This is a genomic window from Bacillus sp. HNG (assembly GCF_003400205.1).
Taxonomy (GTDB): Bacteria; Bacillota; Bacilli; order Bacillales; family Bacillaceae_L; genus Ferdinandcohnia.
The window spans coordinates 20714-32632 of sequence record NZ_QUQV01000029.1; the positions used below are offsets into that span (position 1 = coordinate 20714).

Genomic DNA, 11919 nt, shown 5'->3' on the forward strand with positions numbered 1-11919 from the left:
ATTTAGGAATTTATTACTTCCTACCTTACATGAATGGTCAAAAGCTTGTCAACAGAAATATTGGATTATTTTGAAAACATATCTCTCTATCGAGTTTTACCACTTATAGATTAATAGGCCACTCCTCTAAATGTTCCGCCATATCCCAAAACATGTATTCGAAAATGCTTGTTTTGACGACAATTTCTTCAAGTCTTGCTAGTTCCTGTTCAGATTTTCCACTTGCCATTTCATTGAGAAGCGTTTTACAATCATCGGATAACTTCGTAAATTCATCGGATGCATACATTTTAACCCATTCTCCATAAAATTCATGCTCGATGGCTCCTGGCCATTTTACGAGCTCTTTCCCAATAAAATTATAACTCCATGCACAAGTAAGGACGGCTGCGACAACATTTTCAACACCGCCAAGATGGGCGACGTTTAGCATGTAGCTTGTGTAGGAAGTCGTAGTTGCTGCGGGCTTGGTGGCCTCAAGTTCTTCATGTGAGATACCAAACTTCGCAGCATATTGACGATGAAGATCCATCTCCACCTCAAGCGTACCATGTAAAAGATTTGCAAAAATGGACATTGTTTTTAAATCGGGAGCTTTTGCACTTCCTATCGCAAATAGACGGCTATACTCAATTAAGTACACATAATCTTGTTTCATATAATGCTTGAATTTTTCCTTTTCCAACCAGCCCTCGCCTATCCCTTTGACGAAAGGATGTGCCAAATACGAATTCCAAATAGGTTCTACACGATTCCATAAACGATCTGTAAATAAATTACTCATTTTCATTTCCCCTCTCTACTTTTGACATCAGGGGAGATAAAAAAACAAAACCCATCACTAGTGACTAGGAATGGGTTCGGCAATATATCATCGTATACACGACAAATACCAACTCCACTTCCCTACGCTAGTGTTACCTAGATCAGGTTCAAAGGGTCGATATTTCTATCTCTCAGCAAATACATGCTCCCCTAGTCGAATTGTTAGATTATTAAGTTACTATCTATTAGTTAAACATAGCCAGTGAAAATAAGCAAATGTTCGAAAGATTACCAGCCTTTCTATGCGCAAGCAAACAAAAAATCCTCCAAGACGGAAAACTTCTTATTTCAAATTCGGATATCCTTGTTGTCGTAATGCCTCATATACCAATATCGCAGCTGTATTTGAAAGGTTAAGGGATCGAACATGTTGATTCATAGGAATTCTCAAAAAGTGATTTTTATGTTTTTCCAGTAAATCTTTTGGTAATCCAGTGGTTTCTTTTCCAAACATAAAATAATGTTCTTTTGAAACATCACTGAAATCAAAGGCTGAATGTGTTTTTTCGCCAAACGTTTCAATATAGTAAAACTCACCTTGATTTTTCGAAAAAAAGTCATCTAATGAATCATAGTACGTGATATTTACAGAATGCCAGAAATCGAATCCCGCTCGTTTTATCATTTCTTCATCTGTTGAAAAACCAAGTGGTCGGATTAAATGTAAGGCTGTATCCGTTGCCGCACAAGTACGTGCAATATTTCCGGTATTAGCCGGAATATCTGGTTGATAAAGTACTACATGTATTGCCAAGAATGGTCACTCCTAATTATGATTTCCCTCCAAATTATAGCATAGAGACCGAGAACAGAGGTACTTTAGAAAAGTTTGTTATACCCAGTTAGTCCTTACAAAAACACAAAGTAAATTCCGAAGACGACTGCGATCGTTATGACAAAAATCCCAGGGGTAAGCCGTGGTTTTGGGTGTACGGAATGTCTGGTTATTAATCGCATTAATTTTTTTCATATGGCAATCATAGCCATAATAATTGTTAGAATGCCGATCCCCACTGAAAATAGACCAATTAATTAGCTAATAGATCCCACGATGGAGAAAGGTCGGTTTTCATTGTAAAATGCAAAATTCGTTCCTTCTTAAAATACTAATTCGATTATCAGTGTTTAATTCGTAGCTACATTCCATAAAATAACACAAATATATTAATTGATAAAATCGGAGGTATATTCTTTGGGTATCTTTAAGGAAAGTAAAAACAAGACCAACAGTTTAACCGCTGCCGAAGTATCCGCACTGTGGCTTCAGTATATGGGTGATAGTATGGCTATATGTGTATACAAATATTTTCTTAACATTGTTGAAAACAAAGAGATTAAACCTATTTTAGAACGTTCCTTACAGTTAGCTGAAAGCCATATTACGAAAATTAGCAAATTCTTAAAAAGTGCTAATTTCAAACTTCCAATTGGATTTACCAAAAGTGACGTAAATGTTAACGCACCTCGACTGTTCTCTGATCAATTTTTACTATTTTATTCCTATATTATGACGATCCATGGATTAACCGCTTATAGTTTGGCGATCACAAACACGGAACGAAAAGACATTCAAAATCACTTCTTTGAGTGCACGGAATCTTCTAAGGAACTGTTTCAAAATATAGTGGAATTAGCTAAGAACGAGCCAAAATTCACAAGTGTTCCAACCATTCCTTCACCAAAAGAGACCGAGTTTTTCGAATCACCAGGGTTTGTTTCAAATTTAATTGGAGACAAACGGCCACTTAATAGCTCGGAAATTAGCACCCTTTTCTTTAATTCAACGAAAACTGGATTTATCAAATCATTAAGTTTAGCTTTTAGTCAGGTAGCTAAGTCAGAGGAAGTTCGAGCTTTTATGGTGAAAAACGTTAAATTAGCAGGAAAAGATGCCGAAAGTTTTGATCTAATCTTACAACAGGATCATTTACCAATCCCTGAGAAATGGGATGCTGAGGTTACCGACTCAACAATCAGTCCATTCTCTGACAAATTGATTATGTTTCACGCAGGCTTTTTAGTCAATGCCGCTCTTTCTTACTACGGGGCTTCATTAGGCTCCAGCTTTAGGTCAGATATCATCCTTAACTATTCTAAAGTATTTACCCATGCCATGGAGGCAGGTGCATTTTCTTTCAATATCATGGTGAAACACGGATGGTTAGAAAAACAACCAGAAGCAATTGATAGAAAATCGTTGGCAAAAGGTTCAGAAAAGCAAACATAAAAAGGAGAGAGCGACTGGTCTCTCTTTTTTTACCCTTCCTGTTTCACCATGTTAAAAAAGAAAACTATCTTACTCATGAGACTAAATGGTATTTCCCTTTTTCTTAGCATCCGCATCCAAACCAGCACCTATTGCGATTCCCAGACTCATTCCAATCGGTATTCCTAACCCAATATTTTCAAATATTGTTAATCCAAACACAATTCCCAAACTCATTCCTATTGACATATATAATGTTAAGTACATTCCCTCAGGTACCAACTTATGCTTTTTTTGAAGATGAGACACAAGTTCATTAATCAATTTTTTATGTTGGTTTATAACCGTATCAACCCGGTCTATATTCGCTTCTAGTTGAATAAAATGATTCTTCAATTCAAGCAAATATCGCTGACAATCCGCACAGTCTTCTGAAAACGAAGCGAGTCTTTGAACCACTCGTTCACACTTATTTAAATTAAGTTTTTTACAACTTTCTTTGCTTACGGCGCTCTTCACCTTTCTTATAGTGGCTAATAATTCATCTGCTTGTTTTTCCAACGTAGCACCCCCTTTAAAATAATTAGAAGTCATAAAATGCCGATTGAGTTATATTTTATATTCGTTATTCGATCTAACTTTTGAGAAGCAAGCAATTATGTCGAGTTAAATTTGCTCAACTGCATGCCGTTTTACATATATTCAAGTAGATTACTTATAATGATTTACGATTAAATCTTAAATAAGTTTCGCTTATGCTTATATTCAGTAAGGAAATATGGTTTTACCTATGAATATTAAATACAGATTTTATAAATAGAAAAAAGTAGCCCTAATTAACTAGGACTACTAACAAAAACAATGCTTCTGTGCCGGGGAGCATTTTCATAAACCAGAACAGTCACCTATACTTTTAAATGTATTTCGCAGTTATCGACCGCTCATAATTCTTAAGTCCTGCTGGTGGTCCTTCGTATAGTATTTCTCCACCACCGGTCCCGCCATCAGGACCTAAGTCTATAATCCAATCACTGTTTCGAATGACGTCTAGGTTATGTTCGATCACAATCACTGTATTGCCCTTTTCAACTAATTTTTCAATAATCAATAGAATATTTGAAACGTCTGAAAGATGCAACCCGGTTGTTGGTTCATCTAGAATATAGATGTTGCCCTTCTTATTTAGCTCCTTTGCAAGTTTCAATCGTTGACTTTCTCCACCGGACAATGTGTTTAAGGGTTGTCCTAATGATAGATAGCCTAGTCCAACTGTTTCCATGCTTTTTAGCTGACGCTGGATGTCTTTTGCATCAAAAAATTCTACGGCCTCCGCGACAGTCATCTCCATAATGTCTACAATATTTTTTCCTTTATAGAGGTATTGAAGGACTTCCTGTTTGTAACGATCACCATGACATTCGCTGCATTCCATTTCCATTTTATCCATGAAAGAAAGATTAAGCTCTACCGTTCCAGTACCACCACATGTTTCGCAGGCCCCTTTAGAGTTATAGCTAAATAACCCACTCTCCACATCATTCGCTTCAGAAAAAGCTTTTCGAATCGAATTCATAATACCTGAGAAGGTTGCCGGATTAGAACGGATGTTACCATGCACCTGGCTTTGGTCAATACGGATGGACTCTGGAAAATCTTTTGCAAACACCTCATTAACAAGTGTACTTTTCCCAGAACCCGCTACACCCGTAACAGCTGTAAATACACCAATAGGTACGCGAAGGCTGACATTTTTTAAATTATGAAGGCTACTTTTTCTACTTTCTAAAAACTCATTAACTGGTTTTGGGTTTTCTTTGATTTCCATCTTCTTGTTTAAATACTGAGCAGTAAGTGTATCAGAAGACAATAATCCCTGGTAACTTCCACTATACATAATGTTGCCACCGTTAGTACCAGCATTTGGACCCACATCGATGACATGGTCTGCAATCTGTATAACGTCTGGGTCATGCTCCACGACTAATACGGTATTTCCCTTATCACGTAATTTGACAAGTAAATCATTTAATCGATAGACATCGCGAGGATGAAGTCCAGTACTTGGTTCATCAAATATGTACATTAATCCTGTTAAGTTACTAGATAAGTATTTCACCATTTTAACCCGTTGAGACTCACCGCCAGATAAGGTCGGCGTTTCACGTGTTAAGGTTAAATAGCTTAATCCAATATCACAAAGATTCTTAACCCGCTCTAAAATTCCATCCACCATTGGCTTCGCACTTGGTTCGTCAAACTGAGGTAGAACCTCAATTAACTCATCCAATTGCATGGCTGTCAGGTCATAAATGGAATAACCTTTGATTTTAGAAGACATTACCTTCTCATTGTAACGTGTCCCGTGACAGCTAGGACATGTACCAGTTGTGGCAAATTCCTTGAGCTTCTTTTCGGCAGCTTTCGATGTATCTTTGTCACGATTCACATTTTGACGCATAAATCTTAAAGCCAGGCCAACATAAGTGGTATTGATTTCACCATTCATATAACTAATTGTGACTTTTTCCTCTTCGGCATACATGAGTTTATCAAATTCTTCTTTTGTATAATCCTTGATTTTTTTATCCTTGTCGAAGAAACCAGATTCTGCGTATGCTTTCCATTGCCATGTACCTGGTCCAAACCCTGGAAGTAAAATCGCACCTTCATTTAAGGACTTCTCCTTATCTAGTGCAGCATCAAGATTTAACGTTATCGTTCTTCCAATTCCTTCACATTGTGGGCACATCCCGATCGGATCATTGAAGGAATAGGCATTACTCCAACCAATACTTGGTTGGGCAAAGCGTGAAAAGAGAAGTCTGAACAGTGGATGAATATCAGTAACCGTACCGAGTGTGGATCTCGCGTTTCCACCAAGTCGTTTTTGATCAACAATGATCGCAGTAGATAAGTTATTAATCTCATCAGCTTCAGGCCGACTGTATTTCGGCAAAAACTGACGAGCAAAACTACTGTAAGTCTCATTCAACTGGCGACCTGCTTCCTGTGCAATCGTATCAAAAACAATCGATGACTTACCTGAACCAGAGACCCCTGTGAAAATCGTGATTTTCCCCTTTGGAACCTGTACATGCACATTCTTCAAATTGTTCTCTCTACCATTAACAACTTCAATAAAGTCTTGTTTCACTCATCTTCATCTCCTTTTTTATTAGTTACGTACTTTATGTAGCGGCTTGTACATCTTATCATAGAAGATTGAGAGAGGAAACAGGTGCTGGGACAAAGGGACAGGTTCATTGTCCCAAGTGGGTTAATGAACCTGACCTAAGTGTCCTTATGTATATCGAATTTTACCTCCATTAACATGGAGAACTTGACCTGTTACATAAGCTGATTCATTTGATGCTAGATATACGTAGGCTGGAGCAATTTCAAATGGCTGTGCTGCACGACCCATGGGAAGGTCAGCGCCAAAGGTGAGCTGGTGCTCGGCAGGATATGTACTTACTGTTAGTGGAGTCCATGCAGGTCCTGGTGCTACTCCATTAACCCGTATGCCTTTATCTACAAGTGACATGGCCATGGTACGAGTGAAAGAGACAACGGCTCCTTTGGAGGCGGCGTAATCAATCACGCTTTTTTCTCCTTCATAAGCCACTCGAGATGCAGTGTTAATAATACTGCTCCCCTGCCGTAAATAGGGCAAAGCGGCTTTTGTCATATAAAATAGAGGAAAGACGTTTGTTCGGAATGTATCTTCGAGCTGTTCATTCGAAATCTCTACGATGCTGTTTGTGTAAGGTTGCACAGCCGCATTATTGACGATTATATCTAATCGTCCATACGTTTTTATCGTCTGTTCTACTGCTTCTGATGAAGTGTTGGGGTTTTTCAAATCCCCCGATAACAGTAGGCAACGGGCACCCAATGCCTCTACATATTGTTTTGTCTCATTTGCATCTCTATGCTCATCAAGGTACATAATCGTTAAATTCGCGCCTTCCTTTGCGAAAGCTGCTGCCACTGCACGTCCGATTCCACTGTCACCACCGGTGATGATTGCTACTCGTCCCTTAAGTTTGTTGCTACCGATATAGCCAGGATAATCAAAAATCGGTCTGGGATGCATAACCCACTCAAGACCCGGTTGCCTATTCTGGTGTTGTGGCGGAAAAGTAATCGGAGTTCTGACTACGCGTTGTGTTGTTCCGATGTATGGATAAACTGGATATTTTTGATCCATGACTATCCCCCTCATAGTTGTCATATCAGTCTCTTAATCATGGTTTTCTTGTATATGAATATGACATCGCGCTCACGGATATTCTTAATGGAACTGAGGGACTAGTTCTCGGAATCAGTCTCTTTTCGTAAACTTTGCTTATAACTAGTTCAAATGATAGATCAATTGAACAACGCCAGATGAAAATCTATTTGTTTGAACCAATTTCAAATTCACCCTCTGCTTTATGTCGCTAAATAAAGGTTTTCCTTCTCCCAATACAACAGGGTGAACAGACAATCTAAATTCATCAACAAGTCCTAAATTGATAAAAGTGGTGATCAGACTCGCTCCTCCATATAGCCAAATGTCTTTACCGTCCTTTTTCTTTAATTCATTTACTTCTTTGAAAATATCATCGTTTACGTATTTCACATGATGATCACTACCCTTTTGCGTTCGAGAAAACACATATTTTTCTTTACTATGGACGATATTCCACATTTCCTTTTCCGTATCTGGATCTTCCGTTTTTGGAGTATATTGCCCCCACAAATCGTAGCTTTTTCTTCCGTAAAAAATAGCATCGATATTATTTAAGAAATCTAAAAACCCCATATCTGAGTCCATTACACACCAGTCAACTTCCCCTTTTGGTCCCTCAATAAATCCATCTAAAGTTACAGCTAAATCTAAAACAACTCTTCTTAATCGCATTTTTCTACCTCCCGTTATAAAGTGGGTTTGTAAAACCAGCAATTTGAAAACCCTAATCCTTTAAAAATGCTTTTTAACACACCCACATTTTTGAAACAACTCGATAACCTAATTTTACATATACAGGATGCCCTTTTGGCTAGAAGCAAGTACACCCTTGACAGCGCCTTCCTGCTTGGCATCCATAAGCATTTGTCAGATTCAAACTGACGAAAAACAAACTGCCAAAACATGCATCACTATCATGTACAAAAGTTTCCACAAAGTTCCTCTCTTTACCTATATTCAACAATGATCTTTCAAACCCTGTTTACACAAGAGGTTCACTTGTTGATAAGACCTAATTCTATTTACCGCATGAAAAGTCATTCAGAATGCTATGAAGGAAATGGTAAAATAAAAAAATAAAGGAGGTTTTGTCAATGACTCAAAAAGTACAACTTGGTAAAACAGAACTTTACATAAACCCAATTGGTCTTGGTACGAATGCGGTTGGAGGACATAATCTATACCCTAATCTAGATGAAGAAGCAGGAAAAGAGCTAGTTCGTGTTGCCATTAATAACGGAATTAACTTCATCGACACTGCTTATCGATATGGAAATGGACGTTCTGAGGAATTAATTGGCGAAGTCGTGAAAGAATCTGGAAGGCGTAGTGATATTATTATTGCTACAAAAGCTGCGCATCGAAAAAATGGTGGTGAAACTGTACTGGATAATTCACCTACATTCTTGCTCCAAGCTGTTGAAGAAAGCTTGAAACGACTCCAAACAGATTATATCGATCTATTCTATATCCATTTTCCTGATGAGATAACACCTAAAGATGAAGCGGTTGGTGCATTACAACGATTAAAAGAAAAAGGTATCATTCGCGCAATAGGTATTTCTAATTTTTCTGTGGATCAAATAAAAGAAGCCAACAAAGATGGATATGTGGATGTCTATCAAGGTGGTTATAACTTGATAAATCGTTCCGCAGAAGAAACATTGCTACCATATGTTGCCGAACATAAGATTTCATTTGTTCCCTACTTTCCTCTTGCATCTGGTTTGTTAGCTGGAAAATACAATAAAAACACTACCTTCAATGACTTGCGCACAAGGATGCCTCATTTACAAGGTGAAGCATTCCATCAGAACCTAGATAAAGTGGAACAACTTCGAGACATTGCAAATGGCAAACAAGTGGAAGTCGCTCACCTCGTATTAGCATGGTGTTTAACACGAGATGAGATTGATGCTGTCATCCCTGGTGCGAAACGAGCAGAACAAGTGTTAGACAACCTTAAGACGTTAGATGTAGTTTTAACACCAGATGAAATTCAGGCGATTGACCGTATATTTAAATAGTATTATTTTCACACATGCCCCTTGTTTGTGATAAAATAAAATTCCTTGGCAGGGGCATTAATAGGGCGAGTTGACATTTTGGGTCAACTCGCTTTTTTATAACCATTTTACTTGGAGAATCATCTAAATACGTGATTCGCCCCCTTCTCCTCCCACCCATGAATAAGCAGAATACTTCCTATCGTTTCCGATTCCATGTATCATTATTTTTGCACGCTAATAAAGTACCACCGATAAGCTAAGTATAAAATGGTACTGGTTTTTTTCCCTTTCTTATAAAAATCGAACGTTTATGGAGGTTACAAACAATGAATCCAGACAATCAATTTATGTTAACATCTTTTAATCTCCCTAACGGGGTTGAATTAAAAAACAGACTCGTCATGGCACCTATGACAAACTTCTCTTCTAACCCAGATGGAACGGTTTCAGATGCTGAGGTCAATTACTATGCACGCCGTGCTAGTGGAGTCAGTATGGTAATCACAGCTTGTACATATGTTACTCCAAATGGTAAAGGATTCCACGGTGAATTTGCTGGTGACAAAGATGAGATGATACCTAGTTTAACGCGATTAGCGAAAGCGATTAAAGAAAAAGGTGCAAAAGCAATCTTACAAATCTTTCATGGCGGAAGAATGTGTCCTCCCGAATTAGTTCCAAATGGAGAAATCGTCAGCGCTAGTGATGTGCCTGCAGAAAGAGGCGGTAGATCAACAGAGGAGCCCGATGTAAAACCAAGAGCATTAACGGAACATGAGGTAGAAGAAATCATAAAAGCATTCGGTGAAACTACTCGCCGTGCGATTGAAGCAGGTTATGATGGTGTTGAAATACATGGGGCAAACGGCTATTTAATTCAGCAATTCTTCTCTCCACATTCAAATCGTCGTGAGGATCGGTTCGGCGGAAGTCTAGAAAAACGAATGACCTTCCCTCTCGCGATTGTGGAAGAAGTGCAAAGAGTTGTAAAAGAACATGCGACTCCTGAGTTTATTGTTGGATACCGTTTTTCACCAGAAGAACCAGAAACACCTGGAATTACAATGGGTGATACACTCAAACTGGTTGATACTCTAGCTGATATAGGTCTAGATTATCTTCATGTGTCTTTAGCAGATTTCTTTTCAACAGCCAGAAGAGGTGTTGAGGATACTACCAAAACTCGTATCGAGTACTTGCTCGAAACCATTGATAACCGTGTTCCATTGATTGGAGTTGGATCTATTTATACAGCAGAAGATGCGCGGAATGCCTTTAAAACCGGTGTCCCTTTAATTGCCATAGGTAGAGGTCTAATCATTGAACCAGATTGGGTACAAAAAGTAGCAGAAGGTAAAGAAAACGAAATCGTCACAAAAATTGACAAAACCAAACAAAAAGAATTAGTGATTCCAGACCCACTATGGAACGCAATCATTCACACACCTGGCTGGTTTCCAGGGGTTTAAGTGGGTCAGAGGGACAGGTTCATTGACCCAATTGCATCAAAGGACCTGTCCCTACTTACCGTTAATACTGGAAAGGTGTGGTACTTTAAAAATTGGAGAAATTATAAAATTACAATCGAGCCTACCCTTTCATTAGACTTACCAAGTATATGTGGTATTCTATTGCTATAATGATAGAAAGGTAGAATGTGATGTACACAAAACAAGACTTATTAGATCATCTGAGAAAATTAAACATTGATGTAAATGGAACCTTACTTGTTCATTCATCGATGAAAAGTATTGGTCAAGTTGAGGGTGGCGCAGATACCGTCCTTGATGCTTTGTCTGAATACATGAAAAATGGCCTTTTAGTTTTTCCAACCCATACTTGGTCATATATAAATGCTGAGAATCCTCGGTTTTATGTAGATGAGTCCCCTTCTTGTGTTGGTCTATTAACAGAGCTTTTCCGCAAACGTCCCGGTGTTGTCCGCTCATGGCATCCTACTCATTCAGTAGCAGCATTGGGTAAAGGCGCACGTGAATTTGTTGAGGGAAATGAAAAATTTGACACGCCCTGTGCAAGGGAATCGAGTTGGGGAAAATTACTGGATAAAAAGGCGAGCATTTTATTAATCGGGGTCGATTTACGAAGATGTACATATATTCATGGAGTTGAGGAATGGCTTGATATACCAGATCGTTTGACCAATCATCATGAACAACTTTACACAGTATCACCAGATAATATTGAAATCTCCGTACCTCAAAGAAGGCATATTGGTCACACCTCTGAAAAATACGAACGAGTAGACGACGTTTTTCTAAATAATCAGGTGATGTACAAAGGCCATTTTGGCGATGCTACTGTACGAGTTTGTGATACTGTCAAAATGACTGAATTGCTGACTCATATCTTAAATGAGGAACCTGCATTATTTTCTTGATATTGGGTTCGAAATCCAAGAATGTTTTTACAAATAAATAATATACTTTCCCTTATATTCAATCATCCTGTTGTAAAGGCAGGATGTTTTTTTATGAAAAACGGAAAAAGACCAACCATTTTGGCTGATCTTGTGTGTGCCTAGCGACGTCCTACTCTCACAGGGACAAAGTCCCAACTACCATCGGCGCTGAAGAGCTTAACTTCCGTGTTCGGTATGGGAACGGGTGTGACCTCTTCGCTATCGC

The 11919-nt window shown here is 38.5% G+C and carries 10 protein-coding genes, 1 rRNA gene and 1 riboswitch; of the genes, 4 read left to right on the forward strand and 7 right to left on the reverse strand.

Annotated elements, in window-relative coordinates; all coding sequences use genetic code 11:
• Positions 1–103: 103 nt before the first annotated feature.
• Together tenA and trmL are read right to left on the reverse strand one after the other, a co-directional pair.
• Positions 104–784 (reverse strand): thiaminase II, encoded by a 681-nt coding sequence (gene tenA / locus DZB84_RS23945; protein WP_116354801.1) that lies wholly within the window; start codon positions 782–784, stop codon positions 104–106.
• A gap of 102 nt (positions 785–886) precedes the next feature.
• Positions 887–987: riboswitch (TPP riboswitch) on the reverse strand.
• Between the two features lie 121 nt (positions 988–1108).
• Entirely contained in the window at positions 1109–1579 is a 471-nt protein-coding gene (gene trmL, locus DZB84_RS23950) for a tRNA (uridine(34)/cytosine(34)/5-carboxymethylaminomethyluridine(34)-2'-O)-methyltransferase TrmL (protein WP_116354802.1), read from the reverse strand.
• Positions 1580–2017: 438 nt separating this feature from the next.
• On the opposite strand from trmL, the gene DZB84_RS23955 reads away from it, so the two are divergent.
• Positions 2018–3052, forward strand: a complete 1035-nt coding sequence (locus DZB84_RS23955) for a DUF3231 family protein (protein ID WP_116354803.1) — start codon at positions 2018–2020, stop codon at positions 3050–3052.
• Between the two features lie 81 nt (positions 3053–3133).
• Here DZB84_RS23955 and DZB84_RS25380 read toward each other — a convergent pair whose 3' ends face one another.
• From DZB84_RS25380 to DZB84_RS23975, 4 genes are all read right to left on the reverse strand, one after another.
• Positions 3134–3592: a glycine zipper domain-containing protein gene (locus DZB84_RS25380; protein WP_223254544.1), complete on the reverse strand. Its 459-nt coding sequence runs from the start codon at positions 3590–3592 to the stop codon at positions 3134–3136.
• A 352-nt stretch (positions 3593–3944) separates the two neighbouring features.
• Positions 3945–6185 carry an ATP-binding cassette domain-containing protein gene (locus DZB84_RS23965; RefSeq protein ID WP_116354804.1) on the reverse strand — a complete coding sequence of 747 codons (2241 nt, stop codon included), beginning with the start codon at positions 6183–6185 and terminating at the stop codon, positions 3945–3947.
• A gap of 147 nt (positions 6186–6332) precedes the next feature.
• Positions 6333–7241, reverse strand: a complete 909-nt coding sequence (locus tag DZB84_RS23970) for an SDR family oxidoreductase (protein WP_116354805.1) — start codon at positions 7239–7241, stop codon at positions 6333–6335.
• A gap of 144 nt (positions 7242–7385) precedes the next feature.
• The gene (locus DZB84_RS23975; protein ID WP_116354806.1) at positions 7386–7937 is read right to left on the reverse strand and encodes a dihydrofolate reductase family protein; all 552 of its coding nucleotides are present in this window, start codon (positions 7935–7937) and stop codon (positions 7386–7388) included.
• 422 nt (positions 7938–8359) lie between these two features.
• Here DZB84_RS23975 and DZB84_RS23980 point away from each other — a divergent pair, with 422 nt between their 5' ends.
• From DZB84_RS23980 to DZB84_RS23990, 3 genes are all read left to right on the forward strand, one after another.
• A complete protein-coding gene (locus tag DZB84_RS23980) occupies positions 8360–9292 on the forward strand; it encodes an aldo/keto reductase (protein WP_116354807.1) in 933 nt (310 codons plus the stop codon).
• 308 nt (positions 9293–9600) lie between these two features.
• Entirely contained in the window at positions 9601–10743 is a 1143-nt protein-coding gene (locus tag DZB84_RS23985) for an NADH-dependent flavin oxidoreductase (RefSeq protein WP_116354808.1), read from the forward strand.
• A 191-nt stretch (positions 10744–10934) separates the two neighbouring features.
• Positions 10935–11672, forward strand: coding sequence for an AAC(3) family N-acetyltransferase (locus DZB84_RS23990; protein WP_116354809.1), 738 nt, complete (start codon positions 10935–10937; stop codon positions 11670–11672).
• 138 nt (positions 11673–11810) lie between these two features.
• Here the strand turns inward: DZB84_RS23990 and rrf are convergent.
• Positions 11811–11919: ribosomal RNA gene (rrf, locus tag DZB84_RS23995) — 5S ribosomal RNA — on the reverse strand; the annotation flags it as partial.